This is a genomic window from Vibrio sp. SG41-7, assembly GCF_014164465.1.
GTDB classification, from domain to species: domain Bacteria; phylum Pseudomonadota; class Gammaproteobacteria; order Enterobacterales; family Vibrionaceae; genus Vibrio; species Vibrio splendidus.
The window spans coordinates 16,858-41,469 of the sequence record NZ_JACJFF010000010.1 but is presented as its reverse complement, the minus strand read 5'-3'; the positions used below and the strand labels follow the sequence as shown (position 1 = coordinate 41,469).

Annotated in this window: 22 protein-coding genes; 16 read left to right on the top strand and 6 right to left on the bottom strand. The window is 45.0% G+C overall.

Translation table 11 applies throughout. The features are described 5' to 3' along the window. Positions 1-90 precede the first annotated feature (90 nt). From H5300_RS04430 to phnE (H5300_RS04380), 11 genes are all read left to right on the top strand, one after another. On the top strand, positions 91-927 hold the full coding sequence (locus tag H5300_RS04430; protein WP_182795504.1) for an SGNH/GDSL hydrolase family protein: 837 nt from the start codon (positions 91-93) through the stop codon (positions 925-927). A gap of 99 nt (positions 928-1,026) precedes the next feature. Further along, entirely contained in the window at positions 1,027-1,917 is an 891-nt protein-coding gene (locus H5300_RS04425; RefSeq protein ID WP_182795503.1) for a LysR family transcriptional regulator, read from the top strand. A gap of 91 nt (positions 1,918-2,008) precedes the next feature. Beyond that, positions 2,009-3,016 carry an N-acetyltransferase DgcN gene (dgcN, locus tag H5300_RS04420; RefSeq protein WP_182795502.1) on the top strand — a complete coding sequence of 336 codons (1,008 nt, stop codon included), beginning with the start codon at positions 2,009-2,011 and terminating at the stop codon, positions 3,014-3,016. Between the two features lie 57 nt (positions 3,017-3,073). Then, a complete protein-coding gene (gene dgcA / locus H5300_RS04415) occupies positions 3,074-4,060 on the top strand; it encodes an N-acetyl-D-Glu racemase DgcA (protein WP_182795501.1) in 987 nt (328 codons plus the stop codon). A 382-nt stretch (positions 4,061-4,442) separates the two neighbouring features. Further along, complete coding sequence (locus H5300_RS04410; RefSeq protein ID WP_182795500.1) at positions 4,443-6,416, top strand: ATP-binding protein; 1,974 nt, start codon at positions 4,443-4,445, stop codon at positions 6,414-6,416. Next, complete coding sequence (locus H5300_RS04405) at positions 6,413-7,765, top strand: sigma-54 dependent transcriptional regulator (RefSeq protein WP_182795499.1); 1,353 nt, start codon at positions 6,413-6,415, stop codon at positions 7,763-7,765. Before H5300_RS04410 ends, H5300_RS04405 begins: the two co-directional genes overlap by 4 nt. 307 nt (positions 7,766-8,072) lie before the next feature. Further along, entirely contained in the window at positions 8,073-9,293 is a 1,221-nt protein-coding gene (locus tag H5300_RS04400) for a glycerophosphodiester phosphodiesterase family protein (protein WP_182795498.1), read from the top strand. A gap of 300 nt (positions 9,294-9,593) precedes the next feature. Then, positions 9,594-10,634, top strand: a complete 1,041-nt coding sequence (gene phnD / locus H5300_RS04395) for a phosphate/phosphite/phosphonate ABC transporter substrate-binding protein (RefSeq protein WP_004732989.1) — start codon at positions 9,594-9,596, stop codon at positions 10,632-10,634. A 129-nt stretch (positions 10,635-10,763) separates the two neighbouring features. Continuing rightward, positions 10,764-11,534, top strand: coding sequence for a phosphonate ABC transporter ATP-binding protein (gene phnC / locus H5300_RS04390; protein WP_004732991.1), 771 nt, complete (start codon positions 10,764-10,766; stop codon positions 11,532-11,534). Then, positions 11,522-12,346 carry a phosphonate ABC transporter, permease protein PhnE gene (gene phnE, locus H5300_RS04385; protein ID WP_017087092.1) on the top strand — a complete coding sequence of 275 codons (825 nt, stop codon included), beginning with the start codon at positions 11,522-11,524 and terminating at the stop codon, positions 12,344-12,346. The genes phnC and phnE (H5300_RS04385) overlap by 13 nt, the downstream gene beginning before the upstream one ends. Beyond that, positions 12,346-13,149 (top strand): phosphonate ABC transporter, permease protein PhnE, encoded by an 804-nt coding sequence (gene phnE, locus H5300_RS04380; RefSeq protein WP_004732994.1) that lies wholly within the window; start codon positions 12,346-12,348, stop codon positions 13,147-13,149. Before phnE (H5300_RS04385) ends, phnE (H5300_RS04380) begins: the two co-directional genes overlap by 1 nt. Before the next feature lie 176 nt (positions 13,150-13,325). Here phnE (H5300_RS04380) and H5300_RS04375 read toward each other — a convergent pair whose 3' ends face one another. From H5300_RS04375 to hpf, 3 genes are all read right to left on the bottom strand, one after another. Further along, the gene (locus tag H5300_RS04375; RefSeq protein WP_061021483.1) at positions 13,326-14,105 is read right to left on the bottom strand and encodes an HAD-IIB family hydrolase; all 780 of its coding nucleotides are present in this window, start codon (positions 14,103-14,105) and stop codon (positions 13,326-13,328) included. A gap of 109 nt (positions 14,106-14,214) precedes the next feature. Then, positions 14,215-14,370, bottom strand: coding sequence for a DUF3012 domain-containing protein (locus tag H5300_RS04370; RefSeq protein WP_017076890.1), 156 nt, complete (start codon positions 14,368-14,370; stop codon positions 14,215-14,217). Between the two features lie 278 nt (positions 14,371-14,648). After that, positions 14,649-15,005 (bottom strand): ribosome hibernation-promoting factor, HPF/YfiA family, encoded by a 357-nt coding sequence (gene hpf / locus H5300_RS04365; protein WP_004733000.1) that lies wholly within the window; start codon positions 15,003-15,005, stop codon positions 14,649-14,651. Between the two features lie 420 nt (positions 15,006-15,425). Between hpf and H5300_RS04360 the strand changes: the two genes are divergently transcribed. Both H5300_RS04360 and H5300_RS04355 read left to right on the top strand, forming a co-directional pair. Beyond that, entirely contained in the window at positions 15,426-16,010 is a 585-nt protein-coding gene (locus tag H5300_RS04360; RefSeq protein WP_004733002.1) for a hypothetical protein, read from the top strand. A gap of 411 nt (positions 16,011-16,421) precedes the next feature. Then, positions 16,422-17,852: a YfcC family protein gene (locus H5300_RS04355; RefSeq protein WP_182795497.1), complete on the top strand. Its 1,431-nt coding sequence runs from the start codon at positions 16,422-16,424 to the stop codon at positions 17,850-17,852. A 122-nt stretch (positions 17,853-17,974) separates the two neighbouring features. Here H5300_RS04355 and glgC read toward each other — a convergent pair whose 3' ends face one another. After that, positions 17,975-19,195, bottom strand: coding sequence for a glucose-1-phosphate adenylyltransferase (gene glgC / locus H5300_RS04350; RefSeq protein WP_182795496.1), 1,221 nt, complete (start codon positions 19,193-19,195; stop codon positions 17,975-17,977). Between the two features lie 399 nt (positions 19,196-19,594). On the opposite strand from glgC, the gene ompW reads away from it, so the two are divergent. Both ompW and H5300_RS04340 read left to right on the top strand, forming a co-directional pair. Further along, the gene (gene ompW, locus H5300_RS04345; protein WP_004733008.1) at positions 19,595-20,236 is read left to right on the top strand and encodes an outer membrane protein OmpW; all 642 of its coding nucleotides are present in this window, start codon (positions 19,595-19,597) and stop codon (positions 20,234-20,236) included. A gap of 202 nt (positions 20,237-20,438) precedes the next feature. Then, the gene (locus H5300_RS04340; protein ID WP_182795495.1) at positions 20,439-22,256 is read left to right on the top strand and encodes a choice-of-anchor I family protein; all 1,818 of its coding nucleotides are present in this window, start codon (positions 20,439-20,441) and stop codon (positions 22,254-22,256) included. Positions 22,257-22,362: 106 nt separating this feature from the next. On the opposite strand, the gene H5300_RS04335 is transcribed toward H5300_RS04340, so the two are convergent. Next, positions 22,363-23,082: an SDR family oxidoreductase gene (locus H5300_RS04335; protein WP_017083148.1), complete on the bottom strand. Its 720-nt coding sequence runs from the start codon at positions 23,080-23,082 to the stop codon at positions 22,363-22,365. Between the two features lie 210 nt (positions 23,083-23,292). Between H5300_RS04335 and H5300_RS04330 the strand changes: the two genes are divergently transcribed. After that, on the top strand, positions 23,293-24,198 hold the full coding sequence (locus tag H5300_RS04330) for a LysR family transcriptional regulator (protein WP_004733015.1): 906 nt from the start codon (positions 23,293-23,295) through the stop codon (positions 24,196-24,198). Positions 24,199-24,255: 57 nt separating this feature from the next. On the opposite strand, the gene H5300_RS04325 is transcribed toward H5300_RS04330, so the two are convergent. Then, the gene (locus H5300_RS04325; RefSeq protein WP_004733017.1) at positions 24,256-24,594 is read right to left on the bottom strand and encodes a helix-turn-helix domain-containing protein; all 339 of its coding nucleotides are present in this window, start codon (positions 24,592-24,594) and stop codon (positions 24,256-24,258) included. Positions 24,595-24,612 lie beyond the last annotated feature (18 nt).

Here is a 24,612-nt window from a genome sequence, read left to right as displayed (position 1 = left end):
TAACGATCTGCTTCTAGTGTTATCTATCCCGTAAGCAATCGGATATTATCTTTGGTTCATCATTAGATAATTGAAGGGTTAGATAACACCATGGAAGACAAGCAATTACTTGCCGCGCTGCAACAACACCCTGTCCTCGATCTTTATCAGTTATTCCAAGAAGTTGGTCAAAATAGCTCTCTATACGCACTATTAGAGAGGTTATCTTCCCTTAAAGAACACCACCAACTGAGTACTCGTCTTAGCCCTTTTAAGCCACACATCGAAGGGTTACTGGCTCAATTTGATGGCACTACGCTGGATAGTGATATTCTCAAAGCGGTCGCTCTTCAGTCTGAGATTCAACAACGAGGCCATAGCATGAGCCGTTACATCATGACATCAGATAATCATCGCCATTTTTCTCCAAATGCAGACTTAGTGATGTTTGGTGATTCGATCACCGAGTGGGCACCTTGGGCAGATATTTTCCGCGATGTCTCGATGGTCAATCGCGGCTTGGCGGGCGATACCACAACAGGCATGTTGCACCGTATTGATACCACGTTGAATGTGAAACCAAAACTTGTATGTTTTATGGCAGGGATAAACGATTTAGCTCAGGGGTATGATGTCGAACATATCTACCAGAACTACATTGATATGCTCAAGGTGTGGCAAGAAAACGATATTCGAATCTTGGTGCAATCAACGCTTTATGTGGGATCTAAACTGCAAGGATTGAATTCGTCGGTTGAACTGCTCAATAGTAAGATAAGCGAGTACTGTTCTCAGCAAGGCATTGCGTTTTTAGATGTGAATTCTGTATTGTCACCTAATAAGCTTTTGTCGAATGAGTACTCGTGTGATGATCTGCATCTGAATGCTAAAGCTTACCAAGCTTGGGCTGAGGTGCTTCAACCTACGATAGCTGAGTTACTAAAATAAACTCACGCAAATAGCCAAATAAATAGACCGATAACCAGCTTAGCTAATACAAGAAAAGCCAACCCCTAGATTTGTTTCGCGAACCATAAGGACATCAATGTGAACCTAAGACAGTTGGAAGTCTTTTACGCCATCATGCAAACCGGAACCGTATCTGGAGCCGCACGTAATCTACATGTGTCGCAACCTAATGTGACTCGTATTCTGGCGCACACAGAGCAACAACTTGGGTTTGGTTTATTCGAACGTGTTAAAGGGCGATTAGTGCCAACGGTTGAAGCGAAAACTTTGTTACCAGAAGCGGAGAAGGTCTACCAACAACTGGGTCAATTTCGTTCTTTGACCAACAAAGTCAAGCAAGGCCATCAGCATTTACGCATTGGCGCGCCGCAGATTCTGGCGACCAAGTTGCTGACGCCAGTGATTGCTCAAATGTCTCGCGAACAAGAGCTCTCTTTTGAGTTGCTGACAGCAAACCGTGATGAACTGTGTGCTGGGTTGTTAAAGCATGAGCTTGATATTACTATCGCGTTTGGCGATGAAGCACCGCCTGCGATATTAAGTGAAACGCTATTAACCGAATCGCTCAAGGTTTTGGTTCCATCCAATACGGTTGAGCAGTTACCGGCAGAATTAACGCTAGATGATCTTATCAATTATCCGCTACCAATAATCGGGCTTGATAGCCGCGATCCATTAGGCCTCCTGTTACATCAAAGCCTTATTGCACGCGATGAGCATTATCACCACCCTATATCGGTACGTGGATACAGCGCGGCGGCGGAACTGGTGAAGCACCAAGCAGGATTTGCGATTGTTGACCCGTGGACGGCAGATCAGTATCAAAATGACGATGCGGTTTGTGTGTTGCCACTTCAACCAGATATTCAATTCTCGGTATCGATGCTTTGCGCAGAGCACACCCCTCAGTCAATTTCCGTTAAGCAATTTATCGCTTCATTGAAGATCTATACTCACCCTATAACTTAAGGTTATAGGCTCGCCATAAATAGGTATTCGGCAGCTATCTAATTCCTAATTAAAGTAAATCCATACAAGGATTTATTAATTAGGAACACTCATGTCTATCGCTCAACCTTACCTTCTTTTTCTTGGGGATGTTACTGACCCACTCGCCGCAAAAACTGCTCGCGGTATTCACCAGTGGCGACCTGAAATCTGCCTAGGTCAACTGCGTTTAACGGGCGATATCGTTTCACTGGGCTTAACTGACATGACCTTACAAGAGGCGCAAGCGCAGGGTGCGAAGACGCTGGTGATTGGCACTGCAAATCCGGGGGGCGTCATTCCTGATTCTTGGCAGTCAACCATAATGGCTGCTGCAGAAATGGGATTTGAGATTGCATCTGGCATGCACCAACGATTGAGTGAATTTTCACCGCTTGCTGACATGCAACAGCAAGGATTGACTAAGCTTCATGATGTACGCCATTTTGATGGTTCTCTAAAGGTTGGTAACGGTAAGCCTCGTCAGGGTAAGCGCCTGCTTACTGTCGGAACAGATTGCTCAGTAGGTAAAATGTTCTCGGCATTAGCGATTGAAAAATCGCTTAAACAAGTGGGAACATCTGCTCAGTTTAAAGCGACAGGGCAGACCGGTATTTTGATTGAAGGCAGCGGAATTTCGATTGATGCTGTGGTTGCGGATTTTATTTCCGGCGCGGTTGAAGCGATTAGCCCCGAATTTACCGACCACGAGTGGGACATCATTGAAGGGCAGGGTTCTTTGTTCAACCCTTCGTTTGCAGGCGTGAGTTTGGGATTATTACATGGCGCACAAGCCGATGCTTTGGTGTTGTGCCATGAAGTCGGGCGACCACATATTCGTAACCTTCCTCATGCTCAATTGCCAAGCATAGAACAGACGATTGAAGCCAACTTACAAGCGGCACGACTGACGAATCCAGACGTGAAACTGGTCGGCATCTGCTTGAACACGTCGGCAATTAGCGGTGAAGACGCTGAGACATTATGCCAAGAATGGACCACACTCTATCAAGTGCCCGTGACGGATCCAGTGCGTTTTGGTGTACAACACATTACTGATCATTTGCGACATTCACTTTAACGACTTCATCATTTCTACGTTTCCATTTGTTAAAGCGAACATCAACCGAGTGAAATTATGAAGATTACAGCAGAACCCATTACTATCGCGATGCAAACGCCTTTTCGCATCTCTCGTGGCAGCCGAACCGAGTGTCACGTTGTTCGTGTCTACATTGAACATGATGGCAAACGAGCTCAGGGCGAATGCACGCCTTACCCACGATACGGCGAGTCATCGGAGTCTGTGTTAGCGCAAATCCAACAAGCGTCTAGCGCACTTGAAGCTATGTTTGAGCGAGGCGTTACCGATCCGGCAGAGCTAAGAGATCATCTTCAGTCTTTATTGACCGGAGGGGCAGCGCGAAATGCGGTCGATTGTGCGCTTTGGGAGCTTGAAGCTAAACAACATGACCAGGTCTTCCCAAATAGCCTGTTTGAGTTACCCAATCAAATCGTGACAGCAATGACCGTCTCGATTGGCACTCCAGAAGCGATGGCGACTCAGGCTCGAGACTATGTCGAAAATGGGGCAAAACTCCTGAAAGTGAAGCTTGATGGAGAGCAAGTGGTAGAGCGTGTTCGCGCGGTACGAGAAGCGGCGGCAGATGTTCAGATTGTACTGGATGCCAATGAAGCGTGGACGGGGCTGAATCTCGAAGAGTTGTTCAATCAACTGACAAAATTTGATATTGCGATGATCGAACAACCTCTTCCACAGCAGCACGATGCGTCACTGGCACACATCAATCACCCGATCCCACTGTGTGCTGATGAAAGCTGTCATACTACTTCACAGCTCTCATCGCTGTTGGGTAAGTATGAAATGGTCAACATCAAACTCGATAAAACGGGCGGTTTGACTGAAGCATTGGTTCTTGCAGAAGAAGCCAAAAGGCTAGGATTTACGCTGATGTCTGGTTGTATGCTTGGTACATCATTAGCGATGCGTGCAGCTCTGCCTATCGCCGTTCAATCTGAAATCGTCGACCTTGATGGCCCGGTCTTACTTGGCCAAGACGTTTCTCCTGCTCTGACTTATCGCGATGGGATGATTATTCTCTAAGTTCGTTGAGCCTCGGGTTAGTCGATGGATATGACATAAATGAAATCGCATGAGTGAAAGCTTGTGCGATTTTTTAGATCTCTAGACCTTAACTTATTAAATAATAAAAGGTTTTTACTGCTTGATTGAGCGCGCTATTCGTATAATTTACGGGCGTATTGATAAAGTAATCACGTTTCTGTCGGTGCGGTCACTTTCTATTATCGCAAAACAGACAGCTCAAGCTTTATAAAACAATTGTTATGATATCTTATGTGAAATGTTAATGATTACTCTTCATTTAATAGCTTCACTAAAGCTATTCGATGCAAGCCCAAGTAAGGCTCACACCCTAACTGATTGAATCATTGACAGTTCCTGTTGATTATTTGATGAGAAGAAGGTGGGGCGAGTGAGTAGTCATGTCTCCGAGGTTGTAGAAAATAAGGATAGTTTCGAGCGCCCGTTCTCGATCAAAATTCCACGTCGTAAGTGGTTTGGTTGGAAAGGTATTGAGCTGCGCTTGGTACTTGCGTTAGCCATGCTATCGATGACCACTATCTTCCTCTCGGTTGTCTCCAGCTTTACCTTCGATGATTTAAACCAACGTCTTGTTGAGCTAAAGGAGAGTGAAATCCCGGCCTTAGATAATGCCGCACGCCTAAATGATATGGTGCGAGTGATTATCACAACATCTTCTCAGCTCGGTGACGCTGAATCGAATTTAGAGCGCAAACAGGCGATGCTAAAAATCGAAGGCGCTATTTCTGTGATGAATAGCGTAATGGTTCAATTTCCGGATTATCACTCCTATTTTAAAGATCTTATCGCCCAAGTTAATAACAGCCTTAGCTTGTTGTATCAAAGTGAAATTGAGTCAGAACAGCTCAACCAAGAACTTCGAAATCTACTGGAAGGTTTTTACCCGCTACTGCAACAGGCCAGTGATTCACTCGATAGCTTACCTGAGTCTGCCAAAGACCAAATCCAGTACACACAGCTCAAGTCTCTGCTTTATTACCAATTAGGCTTGGTCGAAAAGCTGTATAACGACTCCAGTTTTAATGAACTGGATTACACCAGTTTGCGATTAGAGCAGGTAGGGGAAGAGTGGTGGAAGCTCTGGGTCAGTGGTGATTTAAGAAGTGATTTTCCTCAATTAGATCATCAACTCACGGTGATTTATAACCTTGCCTCAAGCGATAGCAGCTTGTATGGGATGAAAAACAAAGCGCTCGATCATCTTTATCAAGAGCAATACTTCCTGCAAAACAGCCGCGAGCATTTGAACCAATTAACCGTGCAGATCGAAAGCAACACCAGCAAGGTGAATAGCAATATTGACCAATCGATTCAGCAGGCACAGCAATCTTTGCAATCTAACCAGCGTCTCTCTCTTTTCCTTTCTCTATTTAGCGTGTTGGCTGCCGCTGCCATTTCGTGGTTCTACGTACGTAAGAGTATTTTAGAAAGGCTTTTACAGCTCAAAGACAACATGTTCGCGATTTCTACTGGCCATTTAGATACCGAGGTTTCTATTCGGGGTAAAGACGAAGTGACGCAAATGGCCAAGTACCTAAAGGTATTCCAAACCACGGCCAAAGTCGTTAAGCAAACCAACCGAAAATTAGAAGCTGAAGTGGAAGAGCGCACCCTAGCCGAAGCTAAGCTGCGAGTGACTCAAGATGAGTTAATCCAAGCCGGAAAATTGGCTGCATTGGGGCAACTCAGTGTCGGGATAACGCACGAGATTAATCAACCTCTGACGGCTGTGAATAGCCACGTTCGAAGTGCTCAGCTTTGGCTCGGTAAAAATAGACCAGACAGAGCACAAGAGAATCTTAAAAAGATCGAAGTCCTGCTAGAAAAGGTGGCTGCGATTACTCGTCACTTAAAAGCCTTCTCACGTAAGAGCGATGGCAAGATTGATAATGTGGAACTAGAGAAGGTGATTGGTGATGCGATTGATCTGTTTGAAACCAGACAGAGCCCAGTATCGATTCAATATTCGCCCCAAAGCTACCAGATGGTTCGAGCCAACAGCATACGCTTGGAACAAGTGCTGGTGAACCTCATCAGCAATGCTCTGGATGCCATTGAGCATAAAGAGCAGCCTCAACTTAGTATTGCTACGCAAGAGCTTTCGAACACCACTCAGATTTTGGTTAAGGACAACGGACTGGGCATACCTGAAGAAGATATCCCGTATTTGTTTGACCCATTTTATTCCAGCAAAACAACAGGTAAGGGGCTTGGGCTAGGCTTGTCTATCGCATACAACATAATAAAAGATTTTGGCGGCTCGATTCACGTGGAATCGGTTGAACACCAAGGCACCACCTTTATCGTCACTCTACCAAAAGGCACAGGTTCATGATTTCAGAAAAACACATAGTTCTTATCGACGATGAAATAGATGTCGTCGAAGCCGTGAGCGAAATGTTAGAGCTAGAAGGGTTTAGTGTCACCACCTTTACTGATCCCAACCTTGGCCTAAAGTCGCTTAAAGCAAACAGTCAGTCGGTTGTGTTGTGTGACGTGCGCATGCCGAAAGTGGACGGTTTGACGTTGTTGAGCTCAATCCAACACCGTGCCCCGAATGTGCCCGTTTTATTGATGAGTGGCCATGGCGATATTCCAATGGCGATCGAAGCGATGAAGTTGGGCGCTTTCGACTTTCTGGAAAAACCGCTTAATTCGAGTGAGCTGGTGGAGAAGCTTGATTTGGCAATTACCCAGTGTCAGCACAGCTGCCCGTCAACCTCGGATGGTGATGAGCAAGAGGATTTACCGATTGAATCTTTGGTTATTGGCCAATCAAAAGCGATGGATACCATACGTAAGCAAGTGCTCGCTTTAGCGCATACTGGCGTCGACACCATCATCAACGGAGAAACGGGAACGGGCAAAGAGGTGATAGCTCAAGCTCTGCATCAATTCAGTCGTCGTAAGACTAAGCCATTTGTCGCGATTAACTGTGGTGGCATGACAGAGAGCATTATTGAGAGTGAGTTGTTTGGCCATGAAGCGGGTTCGTTTACTAGCGCGAACAAGAAGCGTATTGGCAAAATAGAACAAGCCAATGGCGGCACTCTGTTTCTCGATGAAATTGAGAGCATGCCGATTGCGGTGCAAATAAAACTGCTGCGCGTGATTCAAGAGCGAATGATTGAGCGTGTTGGTGGTAATGAGTTGATACCTGTCGACATCGTCGTGGTCGCAGCCAGTAAAGCCGATCTCGTGAGCTTGAGTGAGTCTGGGGAATTCAGAGCCGATCTCTTCTATCGATTGAACATTGCGAGCTTAAACCTTCCGGCACTGCGCCAACGAAAAGAAGACATTCAGGTGCTGTTTCGCCATTTTGTGATTCAAGCGAGCCACAAATATAAGACGCGCCCATCAACGATTTACCCTGAGCAGATACAGCAGCTATGTCGACATGAATGGCCGGGTAACGTTCGTGAACTACGTAATGTCGCTGATCGATTTGTGTTGGGTATCGTCGGCGATGGCTTCGATCTTCAATCGCCAATTTGTGAAGCGTCCGGAGAAGATTTCGCTTTTGAAAAGCAGATGGAGCAGTACGAAAGGAATGTACTGACGGAGGCGCTAATAGAAAGCGCAGGTAACATTAACGAGGTATCAAGTAAGCTGAATTTACCGCGTAAAACCCTTTATCGAAAAATGAAGAAACACCAATTAGATAAAGAGAGTTTCAAAGCCTAATTCGTTCAGGTGTTTGTTAAATGGAAAACCAAAAGCAAAACCAAAGCCAAAAGAAAAAGCACAAGACAACAATGACCCATTTGGTTTTTAGTCGAATGGCTAACTGTTTCAAGTGATTGTAATAAAAGAGCTTTAACATCTGGCACAAAGCGTGCAACCCCTACATTGTGGCGTCAGCCCACACGAGGTTATTCGGTGTTGAGTCAAAAAACATATGACAGCTATCTATATATGACAGCTATCCAACACCGAATGATCGAATAAAGGACATTAGAAAAATAATTGCTTGTTGCAAGGAGATACAAACATGAAGCAAATACTGAAAGGTTCGATTGCTCTGATATTAGGCATGAGTTCAATAACGGCATGGGCCGCTGCAGAACCAGCAAACTTAGGACCTCGTCCCCTCTTTTTAGTCAACAATATGGATGAGAGCCCTTTGAAAACTAAGCTGTTGAGTTGCAGCGAAGGACCTTTTCATCGTAGTGATTTTTCTATTGGGCATCGCGGAGCTGCGATGCAGTTTTCTGAGCACACTAAGGAATCTTATTTAGCGGCGATTCAAATGGGCGCAGGCGTTGTCGAGTGTGATGTGACCTTCACCAAAGATAAGGCGTTGGTATGCCGTCACTCGCAAAGTGATCTGCACACGACGACCGATGTATTAGCACACCCAGATCTTGCGAAGAAGTGCTCAACCCCGTTTACACCAGCTAATCCAGCGACAGGCGAAGATGCTCAGGTTGAGTGCCGTACTTCTGATTTCACGCTGGCTGAGTTTAAGACGCTCAAAGGTAAAATGGATGGTGCGAACCCAAAAGCCACCACGGTTGAAGAGTACATGAACGGGACTCCAGGTTGGAGAACCGATCTTTACAGCCAAAGTGGCACACTGATGACGCACGCAGAAAGTGCAGCACTGTTTAAAGAGCACGGCGTGAAAGTGACTCCTGAATTGAAATCAGCCGCGGTAGATATGCCTTTCAATGGATTTAGCCAAGAGATGTATGCACAGAAGTTGGTGGATGAACTGAAAGAAGCGGGTTTCAAGCCTTCTGAGACTTACCTCCAGTCATTCAACTTGGATGATGTGAAGTATTGGATCAATGAAACGCCGAAGTTCGGCAAACAAGCGGTTTATCTTGATGACCGTGTTTATGAGCAAGCGGACTTTGTCGCGTCTGTTGAAAACATGAAAGAGCTACACGATGCGGGCGTGAATATCATCGCACCACCTCTGTTTGCTTTGGTTGAACTTGATAAGAACAACGAATTAGTGGCGTCTAACTACGCGAAACTGGCTAAGGATGCAGACCTCGACATTATCGCATGGACACTGGAGCGTTCTGGCCTGCTTGCGCAAGGCGGTGGTTGGTATTACAAGAGCGTGAAAGACGGCATCAACAATGATGGCGATATGATGAAAATGCTTGATGTGCTGGCACAAGATGTGGGTGTAATGGGTGTATTCAGCGATTGGCCTGCAACGGTAACTTATTACGCTAACTGCATGGACAGCGACGCATAGGCGATTCTGAGAGCTCTGTTACGTCGCTAATTATAGCGTTTGTATAGAGAGCGCTTAGCCAAAGAATAATAAGAGAAAAAGCAGTGAACCAAAGAGCCTTCGGGCTCTTTTTTTACCACTGAAATTGGTGGGACAAAAATGACCCAAATGATGGGTTTTGAGTTGGACACTTATGACTCAAAAGTAATTTGAAAGTGTGGAATTTTATTTAAGTTGCTGAAATTAAAGCTATAAAAAGGTGGCACAAAGGCTGCAATAGTGAAGGTGACTCTCAACAATAAGTAAAAGTAAGGTTTGAATATGAAAATCAGTGTTAAAGGACTGTTAATCGCTAGCTCATTACTACTTCCTTCAATGGCTATGGCAAGCGACTGCTCTAGCCGTGGTGTGTTAGACGATCGATACTGTGATGAAAACCAAGATTTGGTGGCCGATTCACCAAAGAACCCAGATGAGTGGAATGACCCAAGTACGCTTGTGTTTACTTACACGCCAGTAGAAGACCCTGCGTTGTACAAAGATGCGTTTGCGGATTTCCAAGCTCACCTAAGTAAAATCACGGGTAAGCGAGTGATTTACTACACAGTTCACTCGAACTCTGCGCAAGTAGAAGCGATGCGTTCTGGTCGACTGCACGTTGCTGGTTTCTCTACGGGTCCAACAGGCTACGCAGTTAACTTAGCAGGTTACGTTCCAATTGCGGTGAAGGGCGATGAGTCTGGCTTTCAAGGCTACAACCTAATCACGATTGTGCGTAAAGACAGCGGCATTAACAAAATGTCTGATCTGAAAGGCAAAAAGGTTGCACACACTTCTGCATCTTCCAACTCTGGCAACCTAGCTCCACGTGCGTTATTCCCAGCGAAAGGCCTAGTGCCAGATGAAGATTACAAAGTGCTTTACTCAGGTAAGCATGACCAATCGATTCTAGGTGTCTTCAATGGAGATTATGACGCAGCACCTGTGGCATCGGACGTGTACGATCGTATGGTAGCAGCAGGTCGTGTTGACGATTCTGAACTGAAGATCATCTACCGTAGCCCACGTTTCCCAACGTCTGCGTTTGGCTATGCTTACAACCTAAAACCAGAGCTAGTTGAGAAGATCAACGAGGCTTTCTTTAGTTACCGCTTTACACCAGAAATGAGCGCATCGTTTAAAGGTGCAGACCGTTTCTCGCCAATCAGCTACAAAGAAGAGTGGGATGTGATTCGTGATATCGCTCATGCGACAGGTACGGCTTACACCAAAACTGGTCTGAAAAAGTTAGCTGAGAAAGATGCGGCTAAACGTGCAAAGAAAAAAGCCGCTGAGCTAGCAAAACAAGCAAACAACGGCTAGTTCTTAGTTCTGTTGAAAGGCTAAGTTTTAGAAAGACTTAGCCCTTTAAAAACACCTACTCCAACTAAATATCTATGCCCTCGCGGGTAGGGCATAGATCATTCGAAAATTCGCACAAGGAAATGCAGTATGGCCGTAGCAAGCTATGAAGGAATAAAGATAAACAACCTTTTCCACGAATACGTGGCAGGCAAGCCAATCCTTAAAGGCATTAATATTGATATCGATGAGCCAGGTATCATCGCGATCATTGGTCCATCTGGTACCGGTAAAAGTACGCTTCTGCGCTGTATCAACCGACTCAACGATCCAAGCCAAGGTGAGATCATATTTGATGGCGCAGACCTGACTCAATTAAAAGGTCAAGCGCTACGTAAACAGCGTCGACACATCGGCATGGTGTTTCAAGAATATAACCTAGTGGAACGTTTAACGGTTATCGAGAACGTGTTGAGTGGCCGTTTGGGTTACATGACCGCTTGGAATGCATGGCGTCGTAACTACTCTGCGCAAGACCTAGCAAAAGCGTTTGAGTTACTTGAATTTGTTGGCCTGCAAGACTTTGCTAACCAACGTGCCGACAGTTTATCGGGCGGCCAAAGACAGCGTGTCGGTATCGCTCGCGCAGTAATGCAAGACCCATATATCTTATTGGCAGATGAACCGACTTCATCACTCGACCCGAAAACCGCGGTTGAGATCATGGAGTTGATGGAGACATTCGCAGAACAGAAAAACATCCCAGTGTTGGTGAATATCCACGATGTGAACTTAGCCAAGCGTTATGCCAAGCGCATCATCGGCATGTGTAACGGTAAAGTGCATTATGACGGTAGCCCTGAAGGGATTTCAGAAGAAGATCTAAAAATCATTTACGGGGGTGAGTCATGGCTGGATTAACCCCAAGTTCATCGCCAAGCGTACCGTCAAACCAGTCGCCAGCGAAGCATGAAAACCCGTTCAAAACCTCATGGACTAACCGAGCAATCATCGCTGCAATCATTGGCTACCTGTTTTACAGCTTTGCGACGTTAGGACTGACTTTTGATCGTTTGGTCATCGGTTTTGGTGAAAGTGAGCGGTTACTATCAAGAATGTTTCCGCCTGATTTTTCGCGTACTAGCTTACTGCTGAGTGGATTAGCGGAAAGCTTACAAATTGCGATTATCTCAAGCTTCTTTGGCATCGTTATTTCATTGTTTCTGGGCTTGTTAGCTGCGAGAAATATGATGCCTTCAATCGTATCGACGCCAATACGTTGTTTCATCGCACTATGTCGCTCTTTTCACCCGGTGATCATCGCAATCCTATTTGTGAAAGCGGTGGGCTTCGGTGCCCTTGCTGGGATCCTGACTTTGGTCTTCGCATCGATTGGTTTTATTGCCAAGCTTTTTGCAGAAGCGATTGAAGAGATCTCTTTTAAACCGGTTGAAGCGATTAAAGCAACCGGTGCCAGTTTTATCAGCGTCATTTTGTATGCGGTAATGCCTCAAGTATTTACTCGTTTTATTGGCTTTGCTAGCTACCAGTTGGATTCAAATCTACGTAACTCAACCATGGTTGGCATTGTGGGTGCAGGCGGCCTTGGCGGCACGTTATTTTCGGCATTCCAACGCTTTGACTACGACTTTGTCGCCGCTATTTTGATCACCATTATCGCATTGATTCTTGTGGGTGAATTTCTTTCCAACATTGTTAGGAGAATCTTCTAATGACAACTGCATCTATCGATAAAGAGTGGCAGCGTTTTACACCCAACGAACGTGTGGCTCGATTTGCCGTTTACCTGAGCTTAGTGTGTGCGATTGTTTGGTCTTGGCAGACGGTTGAAGTGATTCCTGAGTTCCTATACGACGCGCCAGCGCAGTTTGCTGACATGTTCGAGCGTATGGTGCCAGTGGACTACGCTTTCTATCCTGAATCAATCCACGCAGCGATGATTGAAACACTGCACATTGCGACGTTAGGTACCTTGTTTACCTTGATATTTGCGATTCCATTGGCGTTGTTGAACGCGCCAAATATCACACCTAATAAAGCGCTGAACTGGGTGGCTCAATTCTTTCTGGTGTCTTCACGTTCTGTGAACTCATTGGTTTGGGCTTTGTTGTTTATCGCACTATTTGGCCCCGGTGTTCTCGCAGGCATTATGGCAATTGCCATTCGCAGTATCGGCTTTGTAGGGAAGCTGTTAGCGGAAGCGATTGCCGAAGTGAACATGGGGCCTATCGAAGCTCTGCGCGCAACCGGCGCTTCTTGGATGAGCATCTTGCTTAAAGGGTATTGGCCACAAGTGATGCCCGCATTCTATTCCATCGTATTGTTCCGTTGGGACATCAATGTGCGTGAATCTGCGGTATTGGGGTTAGTGGGCGCTGGTGGTATTGGCGTGGTGCTAAACGATGCGCAGAACCTTTTTGAGTGGCAAAAAGTTTCGATGGTATTAGTGAGTATCTTCGCAGTGGTTATCGTTGCAGAAGCCGTGGTGATCCACATCCGTAACAAACTCATATAAACATATGGTGCAATGCAGCGTGTTTTGTGTTTTGTGTCAAAGTTAAGAGCTTATCTAGCATTTTGAAGCTCAAACGACCCTAGGTACTTCGGTCTACCTAGCGGTCGTTTTTTTATGTCTATTGAGTGACCTAAGACCTTGTTAGAAGTAGAAGGGCGTGATTCGTTTTTAAGTGTCTAGCTTTTAACTGCCAGCAGCGCATCCACAAATTCTGCAAACCCATAGCCACCCGGCTGTGACATTACCTTACTTGGATGATGATCTAACTTATCCCAATAATGCTTAATGTTTGCCACGCCAACGGTGAGTGGTAGTGATTCGAACATCTGTTGATCGTTCATTGAATCGCCGACATAGCAGGCTTGATTGTGGATTTGCTCAAGCGATAAGCCTTTATTAGTAAGGAAACGGTGCACAGCGTTTTTCTTTGAGTGTTCGCCATACCAAGCATTGATATGAATCGAACTTGCCGTCGCGTGTGCGCCTAAAGCGTGTATTCTTTCGAGTACCGCTTGAACAGTTTCAGGATCAACAGGCTTACGGTTTTGGCCGATATCAATCGCGACCTCACACAAGCGGTAAGATTGATCCAAAGTTAGCGATAGGTCGGGGTAACTCAACAAGATCGCTTCAACTTCTTGTTTTAGCTTAGCTTGGTTCTTACGCACTTGTTCTAGCGGTGTTTCAGATGAGAGTTGTAATGCACCATCTTGCTTCTCTAGTAAGAAGGCGCCGTTCTCTCCAAGCACGGCATCGACAGGCCAAAGCTGCGCAATATGGTCACACCAACCAGCACAGGCTCCCGTTACAGCGACCACTTTGATTCCATTGTCTCTCAGCTTTTGTAACGCAATCAGGGTTTCTGGAGGGAGTGAACCTTGCCAAGTGAGCGTGTCATCGACGTCGGTTAATACCCAGTTGATGTGTTGCCAGTCATTACCTAGTTGGTGTTCCATCCTCAAACTCACTTATTCGGGTTTATTGTGTTGCGTGGAGTGCTCTGTTCGTCGTTAAACGTTTTTCACTCAGTGCTACTAAGTGTCGTTAATTAACGCTTAACCGTGTTTAGAAAACACAATGTTTAGCAAAATCACCGGCTTCATTGGCAGTCCAGTCGCCTTTCGGCTTTTCTTTCATATCTGTACACCAAGCTTCACTGCCCACTTCTGTACAAGCCATCAGTTGAGTCGATAGAAATAGAATTAGCGCGATTTTTTTCATAATAAACATTCCTTTATTCTCTAAATTTCTGCTTATAACTGTACCAAATACGACTAGAGATTGTTATAGCAGCCAGTGACATAAGTTTGCTAAAAACGATATAGAGTTGGACTTGGTTCGAAGATGAGAAGTGAAGGGGTTAGGCCATCGCGATAGTCAAAATCAAAGTAATAGATTGATAAAGAGATTGAGGGGGGATCGAAAAAGCCAGCAACATGTGCTGGCTTTGAAATTCTTGTGCGCTTCTATTCGTTAGTTCGCTTTAACTACTTATCGAGTTATACCAGTTTCATCTCTTGGATGATGTCCGAAGCGATTTCTGGCTTCGTGCTCGTTGGTTTCTCGTGTAGGTCTGCTTTCAATTGTCCCTTACGGTTACTTAGGCCTGCTTCAAGTTTCTTGAGTGCTGCAGCGATAGCTGGGTACATAACATCGTCTGTAGATTTTGCTGTTACTCGTACACCTTCGTAGTTGGTGAATACTTCTACCTGATGTTGACCGTGTTCTTTAGTAATGATGATGTCGCAACTGATCAGTGATGGGAAATGGTTCGATATCTTCTCGAATTTACTTTCGATGTCTTTGCGTGACTCGTCGTTAATTGATACGTGATGTGTTTGAACATTTATTTTCATAAATCATACCTTTCCAATGACTGTGTCATTTAAACGTAGCAAACATCGGTGAGTTTAACCAACTGCGAAATAGCACATGTGTGATTCACTTCAGTGTTATCAAATAATCTCCCATTACTCCCTTGAAAGTCCGATGAACTGGTCGCATATTATGTTTCGTGAATTTCAAACGTGTTTAAAAATCCCTCACCTTTGAAGTATTACTCCAATTCACTCTTTCAACTTAGTTTTTATCGCCCTAATCACGCATCACTCCAAATACTTATTCTAGTCTGCTTTTATAAATCCACATCCATTTTAGTGAACAAAACGTACTTGCTCTGTCGATATCACAATTACTGATATAAAGAACAATGAGATATTGAGATGAGTTTTAGTACGGGATACTCTAACAGCTATCTTCTATTTGGATCCGTTATCATGAAAATGCCTGTTAAATTCGCTGCATTTGCAGCTTCCCTTTCTTTCGCTTTCAATGCCTTTGCTGCCCCTGTTGAATTTCAGAAGATCCCTGAGATCATGCAGCAGTTTGAAACTGCAGAACTGTACGTTAAGAAGTCGGTCACTCTAGGCCGTTTGCCAGCAAAGTCTGAAATTGGCATTGATTTCCCTACCTATGTTTCAGACGGTGAGGGCGGTTACAGCATCGAGACAAATAACGTAATGACAGATTCTGTTGTTATCGCAAGCATGCCGAAAGCGATTGTGGATGATGTTTTCAACCAATGGCTAGTTCCTAAAGAGACATGGATCAGCAGCTACGGATCTTTGCCAACCTCGACCACTGAATTTAAGCCCTTTAAGCGTATTAAAACCATTAAAGCGATTAAGATCGATGCTGAAATGCTTGAGCTGTTAGGCAGTGAAGATGGCAACACGGCGATGATCAAAGTGAGCTGGGATGAGAAGGGAATGAAGGTCTATAAGGATGGTTACTTAGCGGACTATGAGTACGGGATTGCCCCTCATGAGATGCAAGAAAACTATGAGCTAGCGCCTAAGTAATTCAGTCAATGTAAGAAAAACGCCCAGTTTTTGCTAGGCGCTTTTTTTAAGCCCACCAAAACATGACGAAACTCACACTTTTCTGACAATTTACCGCTCGTTGTGTTAGCATGCGCGGCTTGTCTTTGTAATTGATAAAAAACATATTACTCAGCGGATTTCTTTGTTTATCTGCCCGTAATGACCTCATTCAGTTTGGCCTGACTTGGCTGAACATCTGCATTTTGCTCGGACGCAAAGAGAGTAGTACTCACTACTTCACTATGTACATTTGAGAGCACCATCTATCAAAGGCCTTTTTGAAACAGCCTAAATTAGCGCGAGCTTAGTTCTGCGTGAAGGGTTTCGTTTTTCCAAAAATCCCTCTCGGCAGCTAAGTACTCCTTAGTTGCTGACAAGTAAGGAGTCTATATGACGACTACGGTATCTACGTCCGTACCTACATCTCAAGCTGGTAACACAGCTCCGATAGAGAAAGAAGTAAACCACCCGTTTCTCTCTTTGGTTATCATGGTGATTGTTGCTGCAATCGCAACTTACTTCATCTCAGCTGGTGAGTTTGAACGAGTGGTTATGAATGGCCGCACGGTTATCGACCCAGACAGTTACACACTATTAGCCAGTAACCCAACAACATTAGCCTCTTTTTTCGAATCATTTTTTAAAGGCTTCAAATCCGCTTCTGGTGTGATGGGTGTTGTGGTATTTGTGGGTGGTGCTTTCGGCATTATCAAACACATGGGTTTGTTAGACGCATCCGTCGTTGCGCTAACCACTAAGCTAAAGAAGCAAGGCTTGTACGTGATTGCACCTGTGATCATGACTGCGATCTTCTTCAACGTCACCTTCACCGGTATGCGTGAGCTTGATGTGATTTTTATCTCTTTGATGATCCCTATCTGTATCAAACTTGGCTATGACGCGATAACGGCACTTGGTGTTGTTTTACTGGCAAGTTGTGCTGGTTTTGCAGCTGCGCTAGCTAACCCATTCTTCACAGGTATCGCACACACTATTGCTGAACTGCCTATGTATTCAGGCATGTGGTACCGCTTTATTGTGGGCATGTTCATGTTGTTAACGGGTGCTTGGTATGTACTTAACTACGCGCGTAAAGTTAAGCAGGATCCAACCAAAGGTTTGTTGCATGGTACGGGTTACCACTACGAATCTAGCGTTGAAGCGAAAACACTGACTACTCGTGAAAAGCTTGCGGGCATCGCGTTCTTGGGCGTATTCGCATACATGATTTTCGGCACGTTGACGATGGGGTTCGGCTTTACCGAGATTGCGGGTGCATTTGTGGCGATGGCGATCATTCCGGGTTTGGTTGCCGGTTTATCTCCGAACAAGATTTGTGAATATTGGACCAAAGGTGTCAGCGATGTATTGGTTGCTGTGCTGATCATCTTCTTCGCTCGCTCAGTGTTGACCATTATGGAAGACGCGAAGATTGTTGATTCTATTATCTTCTATCTTGCACAGATCATTTCTGGTAGCTCTAAACTTGTGGCAGCAGCAGGGATCTACTTCTCGCAGGTTGCGATCAACTTATTCATTCCGTCTGGCAGTGGCCAAGCGGTGATCACTATGCCAATCATCATTCCATTGGCAGATATTGGTCAAGTGACTCGCCAAGTAGCAGCACTTGCTTCTCAATTGGGTGATGGTATTTCTAATTATATTTACCCAACCAACGGTGGCTTGTTAGCGGTACTGGCTATTGCAAAAGTACCTTACACCAAGTGGGTTCGTTTCTTCTTACCGCTGTTCTTGTTCTGGTCAGTGGGCGCTTTGATTTCCGTTGTGATTGCTCAAATGATTGAGCTAGGGCCTTTCTAAGGGTTTCTGTTTAATCGAATGCATGGACAGTTAGGGTTTAACTGAGGCCGTGTGAACTAATAAGAAGGCAGCGAATTCGCTGCCTTTTTTCGTTTAAAGAAAAGCTATTACAATGACCAAGATTACTCTTCAAATTGGTAAGAAGAGGGCACGACAATGACGCCTTTTTTCGATATGTGAAAGCGTTTAGCGTCGGCAAGTCTATCAATGCCTATTTGGGTTCCATCTGGCACCTTAACGTTTTTGTCGATGATGCAGTTCTGAATGTGGCAGTTTCGCCCAATCTCGACGTCTTCAAACAGAATACTATCAATCACAATCGCGGCATTGCTGACTTTGACCTTAGGGAAGAAGATAGAGTTTTGCGCCGAACCGCCTTCAATCACCACCCCATTCGCGATCATCGAGTTGATGAATATCCCTTGGTTTCCTTCTACCGAAGCGATGGTTCGTGCTGGCGGCAGTTGCGGATCATAGGTGCGAATCGCCCAATCCTGTTGGTATAAATCGATAGGCGAGGCTGGTTTCAACAAGTCCATATTCGATTGGTAATATGAGTCGATCGTACCCACATCTCTCCAGTAAGCATCTTGGGTCACTCGGCCTTCTTCATCACCAAACTTGTGCGCGTAAACACTGTTGTTGCCGACCAATTTAGGAATGATGTCTTTACCAAAATCGTGGCTTGAGTTCGGGTCTTCGGCATCCGCCAGTAGCGCTTGTGTTAACACCTCTTTATCAAAAACGTAAATACCCATTGAAGCCATGCTTCGAGTCGGCCTACCGGGTACACATGCCGGGTAACGTGGCTTTTCGGTAAAGTTATTGATCTCGAGAGATTCGTCTATCTCCATCACACCAAACTCTTTGGCTTCATCAATTGAAACTTCCATGCACGCCACGGTTAAGTCGGCCTCGTTCGTTTTGTGTTGCTTGAGCATTGGCGCGTAATCCATGCGATAGATATGGTCGCCTGATAACACCACCACATGCTTAGCTTCACTACGAGAAAGCAGATACAAGTTTTGATAAATCGCATCGGCTGTACCGCTATACCAGCTATCACCGGTTCGCATTTGTGGGGGAACATTGGTGATGTATTCGCCGAGCTCGGGGTTAAGCACCGACCAACCATCCCTTAAATGTTTTTGCAAAGAGTGAGATTTGTACTGAGTCAGCACTAGAATTTGGCGAAGCCCAGAATGCAGGCAGTTCGCGAGTGTGAAATCGATGATTCGATATTTGCCACCAAAGGGCACCGCAGGTTTTGCACGGTTATCGGTGAGGGGAGAAAGCCGAGAGCCAACACCGCCGGCCAGAACGATTGTTAGAGTGTCTTGCATGGTCAGAACCTCAATGTATTTATGATTATGAACATAGACTTGCAAGCACTAAGCCAAATGTAACTCATTGAATATTAAACGAGGTGAGATTGATTCTTGTAGAACTGCACCAAATTGATGCGTACGAGATATTGGCTTGCTCTATTTTGATCCGAAGAGATCTGGGCAAAGTGAGGGGGTGAATTAACAAGATGACGCACGGGAAAGTTGCATTACAAAACTGTCAATAAAATGAAGGAATAAAGTGATCAGGTCGATATAAATTTATACAAATAATCATAACCTTTCACAAATTGATTTCCATCAATAAAGTAGGGTTATTATATGCTACCTTGCACGCAAAATAAGAAATGATTACTCATTCACCAATAAAAATTAAGCCCTCAAAAGGAAATTATAATGAAAAAAACAGTATGTGGTATTGCGGTTATTGCGGCTCTTATGTCAACCAATGTTCTTGCTCATAAAGAAGGTGATTTCATCATCCGTGCAGGTGCAGCAACGGTATCTCCAAACGACAGCAGCGGCGCAGTGCTTAACAATCCAGACCTAGAGTTTTCAGTAGATTCAGATACTCAACTAGGCCTTACTTTCGGCTACATGTTCACTGACAACATCAGTTTTGAAGTACTAGCGGCGAGCCCTTTCTCTCACAGTATTTCTGTTAATGGCCTAGGTAAAGTTGCTGACACCAAGCACCTTCCACCAACGTTTATGGTTCAGTACTACTTCGGTCAAGCGAACAGTGACTTCCGTCCTTATGTAGGTGCGGGTATCAACTACACGGTATTTTTCGATGAAAGCTTGAATGCTAACGGCAAAAACGCAGGCCTTACGGATGTGTCTTTAGATGACTCTTGGGGTCTAGCTGCAAACATTGGTATGGATTACATGATCAATGAAGATTGGTTCTTAAATGCATCGGTTTGGTACGCAGATATCGGAACAACAGCAACATACAAGACTGCGACAGATACATTCAAAACTGACGTTGATATCGACCCATGGGTATTCATGATCGGTGGTGGTTACAACTTCTAAGCCATTTAATCAGTTTATTAAAGTCGCTCAAGCACCAGCCAGCTTGGGCGCTTTTTTTTGCTTGCTTGTTAACGAAATGCTCACTCCAACTTATTGTTGTTATGGGTGAAGCAAACTGATTGTTGTCATTTATTGTTAATGAAAGAGAAAGATAAGTGTCATAACAGCCCTCTATGATCGCGTTTCAAATCATGGAGGATATATGAATCGTAAATTTAATAAGCTGACACTATTACTACCTATTGCGGTAAGTTCTGCTCTAGTAGGGTGTTCTCAATCAACGTCAACATCACCAACGGCTGCTATCCCATCTCAAACGTCACTTGATGCTTTTAGCTTTCAATGCCAATCCATCGAGCAGCCAAGCGCTTCCAATGCTGAGGTAACCGGAATCAGTCTGGTTGGTCGTGCTATTGCCGACGCCCCGTTTGATACCTCAGCAGCCGAAATCGTCAGCTACGATTCATGTACCGATAAGCTTTATGTTGTGAACGCTCAAGCGCAGAAAGTCGATGTGTTATCAATGAACTCAGCTAGCGAACCAACATCTTCGGGTTCTATTGATCTTCAATCAGCGGCTGCAGCTTCGGGTGTTGATATTGGTGCAGCGAATAGTGTGTCGACTCATCAAGGATTAGTTGCTGTCGCTATTGAAAATGCCGACAAGCAACGAAACGGCATCATTGCACTTTATCGTTCAGACACGTTAGAGCTGATCACTACTTATACGGCTGGTGCATTACCGGACATGGTGAGCTTCTCGAAAGATGGTCGCTACATTGCCTCTGCAAATGAAGGTGAGCCGAATGCGGATTACAGCATTGATCCTGAAGGTTCAGTAACGCTGGTGGATTTAACCAATGGCCCTTTGCAAGCGACAGTCACTCAAATTGATTTCAACGCATTTAATCAAGGTCAGCCTCGCCATGCAGAACTGACTGACAAGGTTCGAATCTCTGCGCCGAATGCAACCGTTGCTCAAGACCTTGAACCGGAATACCTAACGTTTGCTGATAACGGAAAACTCTACGTTGCCCTTCAAGAGAACAACGCTTTGGCCGCGATTGATGTGGCGAGTGCACAAGTGGATGCGATTTTTGGACTAGGCGGAAAGCCTTGGGACAGCGCTAAGCTAGACGCGTCAAACAAAGACAAAAACATCGGTAATCTACAAAGCTACGCAATGTTAGAAGGCCTTTACATGCCAGATAGCATCACTAGCTACAGTGTGGATGGCAACACCTATATCGTGACTGCGAACGAAGGTGATGGTCGTGAATATGGCATCAAGACCACGCAAGAAATGTGTGACGAGAAAGGTTTTGAGTGGGACGGTGACGACTATCAAGGCACCGAAAACTACACCACAGAAAAAGACTTTTGTATCGCTTATGTCGATGAAGTGCGTGGCAAGAAGTTAGACGTTGACGCTAACCACCCATTAGCGGGCACATTGAAAGACAACAAGCAACTTGCACGTCTTAAGGTGATTAAGCCACAAGGGACACTCGCTGCTGACCAAAAGGTTCAAGCATTCGGTAGCCGCTCGTTCTCTATCTGGGATGAGTCAGGCGAGTTAGTGTTTGATAGCGGTGATGATTTTGCTCGAATCGTACTTGAGCAAGATCCTGCAAACTTCAACAGCACCAATGATAACAACCAAAGCGGTGACGATCGTAGTGATGATAAAGGCGTAGAGCCTGAAGCTATCGAAGTGGCTGAGATCAACGGCAAGCACTATGCCTTTGTTGGACTTGAGCGCCAAGGTGGCATCATGGTTTACGACGTAACACAGCCTAAAAATGCAAGCTTCATCAGCTACTTGAACAATCGAGACTTTACACAACCAGTGTGCACTAAGGTTGACGAAGACGGTGATTGCGACAACGATACTTACAACTCGAAAGCGGGTGACTTAGGCCCTGAATCAATTAAGTATTTCACACGTTCAAGTAACCACTTTATTGCGGTTGGGAACGAAGTAAGTGGTAGCACATCAGTTTATCGCGTTGAGTTTTAATCACGGTTACTGCTTGTAGCTAGACTTAATAAAAACAAAAGCGCCACTACTGAATAAGTAGTGGTGCTTTTTAGTTCATCGCTTGTTTAGTAGCGATAGCAAAGGCCTATGGTTGTTGCTTAGTTGGTGCTAGAGCAATTTCACGGATACATACGTTCTGTGGTTGTTGGTAAGCGAATGATACAGCGCGAGCGATATCGTCAGCTGCCAATACGCCGCCCATGTCTTCTTTCCAAGAATCGTAACCGTCTTTGATCTCTTGAGATGTTGTGTGAGACAGAAGCTCAGTTTCTACAGCACCCGGTGCAATAGTGGTAACACGAACGTTTGAAGCCGCCACTTCTTCACGAACGTTTTCAGAAATCGCGTGAACAGCGAATTTAGTACCACAGTAAGCTGCGTGGCTTGGGAATGTTTTCTTACCCGCGATAGAGCTGATGTTGATGATAGTACCTGTGTTGCGCTCCATCATCGGAGCAAGTACAGATTGCATGCCGTTTAGAAGACCAATCACGTTCACATCGAACATTGTCTTCCACTCTTGTGCGTCTTGAGTATCGATTTGACCAAGAAGCATTGCGCCAGCGTTGTTGATAAGCGCATCTACAGGACCAAATTTCTCTTCACCTTGTGCGATTGCTGCATCAAAAGAAGATTTGTCTGTTACGTCTACTTTCACAGATAGAGAGTTTGGTAGGTTCAGCGCTTCAAGGCGGTCAATACGACGAGCTAAAAGTAGCAGAGGGTGGCCTTCATCGCTTAGACGACGAGCGATTGCTTCACCAATACCAGAGCTTGCACCTGTAATTACGATTAGTTTTTTCATTTTATTTCCTCTGTACTTTTATTGCGTCGGTTGGCTACGACGTATTGTTTAAGTGCCTTCGAATCAAGTGCTTGTTGCCTTGCTTCGTTGCGATGGAGGTATATTAAGGAAAATAGCATTGTTGATATATAGCGCTTTACTTGAAACACTGTTGCTGTGGTGCAACAATAAAAGCGTCTATCTCATAACTTCATTAGTAAGCTGGCGACTATGCTCAATCAAATTAATCTGTCTGATATTCGCTCCTTCGTGCTGATCGCTCGTTTAGGTAATTTCACCAAAGCGGCGGAGGAGTTAGATGTGTCTCGTTCCCACGTATCACGCCAAGTGAGTAGTCTAGAAAAGCAGATGGGAGTGACCCTGTTTATCCGCACCACTCGAACTTTAAGGCTGACGCACGCAGGGCAAGATCTATACGCGAGATGTGAACAAGCCTTAGATAATATAGACCAAGCTCTGATTGCTGCGGTGGACGATGTCGAAGAGGTGCGCGGCGATATAAAAGTAAACTGTGTCGGCGGTTATTTGGGTGAGGTGATCATTGCGGATCTAGTGAATGAGTTTATGCAGCTCTACCCAGACATCAGCATCAGTCTTGATTTCAGTAGTAACCGAGTCGACTTGATTGAAGACGCGTTCGATATCGCTTTTCGCATGGGAAGCTTAGAAGATGCAGGGTTTATCGCAAGAAAGCTTCTGGACATTGAGATGGGAACACTCGCGAGCCCTGAGTATTTCGCTCGTAAAGGAAAGCCAAGTCATCCTAAAGATCTGATCCACCATGACTGCTTAACGGGGTCGGTGCGTAAGTGGAGTTTTCAAGCACTGGACGACACTAAGAAAACGGTCGATGTGCATGTGACGGGCAGACTGCAATGTAAAAATGGCCGAGTGTTAGTGCAGGGCGCGAAGTCGGGCAACGGAATTATTCGTGTTCCAACCATCTATTGCTTACAAGAACTGAACGACGGGCAATTGCTGCAAGTGTTTGAAGAATGGGTGGTGCCTAAGGTCGACTTTTCAGCGATCTACCATCGAGACCGCTATCAACCAAGCCGAATTCGAACCTTCATTGATTTTGTAAAAGGTCGCTTTGAGCAAATGCCAGTCAGCTAAATAGTGCGTGCTGCCTACCTTCCTCCTTCTTTTGACAATAGTTGGACTGGCTTGAACTTACATCTCGTCGATTTCGTTTTGTAGGTTTTCTAGCTGGTCTAGAATCAACAAAAACTTCTCGCCGAACGGAGTCACTTGGTATTCAACTCTTGGTGGCAGTTCGTTGAACATTTGCTTATCTAAAATCCCAAATTCTACATTTCGCTTCAAACATTCATTCAATACCTTGGTCGATAACCCTTCGACCGAGCGCACCATTTCACCAGGGCGATTAATGCCATTTGCGAGCAATTGGTAGACCGTTAGCGACCATTTACAGCCGTAGATGGTTTCTACCATGCGAGCTGATCGCTCTGGTGCTGATTTTCTTGAAAAAAAGTTTTCCTGATTTTTCATAAAGATGTACCAATAAGT

What these genes read in the sequence shown, in the direction of transcription:
- phnD (WP_004732989.1), top strand. Translation starts at nt 9,594, where the DNA reads ATGAAAATCAGTGTTAAAGGACTGTTAATCGCTAGCTCATTACTACTT.
- hpf (WP_004733000.1), bottom strand. Translation starts at nt 15,005, where the DNA reads ATGAAAATAAATGTTCAAACACATCACGTATCAATTAACGACGAGTCA.
- H5300_RS04325 (WP_004733017.1), bottom strand. Translation starts at nt 24,594, where the DNA reads ATGAAAAATCAGGAAAACTTTTTTTCAAGAAAATCAGCACCAGAGCGA.
- H5300_RS04375 (WP_061021483.1), bottom strand. Translation starts at nt 14,105, where the DNA reads ATGGAACACCAACTAGGTAATGACTGGCAACACATCAACTGGGTATTA.
- H5300_RS04360 (WP_004733002.1), top strand. Translation starts at nt 15,426, where the DNA reads ATGAAAATGCCTGTTAAATTCGCTGCATTTGCAGCTTCCCTTTCTTTC.
- ompW (WP_004733008.1), top strand. Translation starts at nt 19,595, where the DNA reads ATGAAAAAAACAGTATGTGGTATTGCGGTTATTGCGGCTCTTATGTCA.
- H5300_RS04335 (WP_017083148.1), bottom strand. Translation starts at nt 23,082, where the DNA reads ATGAAAAAACTAATCGTAATTACAGGTGCAAGCTCTGGTATTGGTGAA.
- glgC (WP_182795496.1), bottom strand. Translation starts at nt 19,195, where the DNA reads ATGCAAGACACTCTAACAATCGTTCTGGCCGGCGGTGTTGGCTCTCGG.
- H5300_RS04400 (WP_182795498.1), top strand. Translation starts at nt 8,073, where the DNA reads ATGAAGCAAATACTGAAAGGTTCGATTGCTCTGATATTAGGCATGAGT.
- phnC (WP_004732991.1), top strand. Translation starts at nt 10,764, where the DNA reads ATGGCCGTAGCAAGCTATGAAGGAATAAAGATAAACAACCTTTTCCAC.
- phnE (WP_017087092.1), top strand. Translation starts at nt 11,522, where the DNA reads ATGGCTGGATTAACCCCAAGTTCATCGCCAAGCGTACCGTCAAACCAG.
- H5300_RS04430 (WP_182795504.1), top strand. Translation starts at nt 91, where the DNA reads ATGGAAGACAAGCAATTACTTGCCGCGCTGCAACAACACCCTGTCCTC.
- H5300_RS04330 (WP_004733015.1), top strand. Translation starts at nt 23,293, where the DNA reads ATGCTCAATCAAATTAATCTGTCTGATATTCGCTCCTTCGTGCTGATC.
- H5300_RS04370 (WP_017076890.1), bottom strand. Translation starts at nt 14,370, where the DNA reads ATGAAAAAAATCGCGCTAATTCTATTTCTATCGACTCAACTGATGGCT.
- H5300_RS04355 (WP_182795497.1), top strand. Translation starts at nt 16,422, where the DNA reads ATGACGACTACGGTATCTACGTCCGTACCTACATCTCAAGCTGGTAAC.
- dgcA (WP_182795501.1), top strand. Translation starts at nt 3,074, where the DNA reads ATGAAGATTACAGCAGAACCCATTACTATCGCGATGCAAACGCCTTTT.
- H5300_RS04340 (WP_182795495.1), top strand. Translation starts at nt 20,439, where the DNA reads ATGAATCGTAAATTTAATAAGCTGACACTATTACTACCTATTGCGGTA.
- dgcN (WP_182795502.1), top strand. Translation starts at nt 2,009, where the DNA reads ATGTCTATCGCTCAACCTTACCTTCTTTTTCTTGGGGATGTTACTGAC.
- H5300_RS04405 (WP_182795499.1), top strand. Translation starts at nt 6,413, where the DNA reads ATGATTTCAGAAAAACACATAGTTCTTATCGACGATGAAATAGATGTC.
- phnE (WP_004732994.1), top strand. Translation starts at nt 12,346, where the DNA reads ATGACAACTGCATCTATCGATAAAGAGTGGCAGCGTTTTACACCCAAC.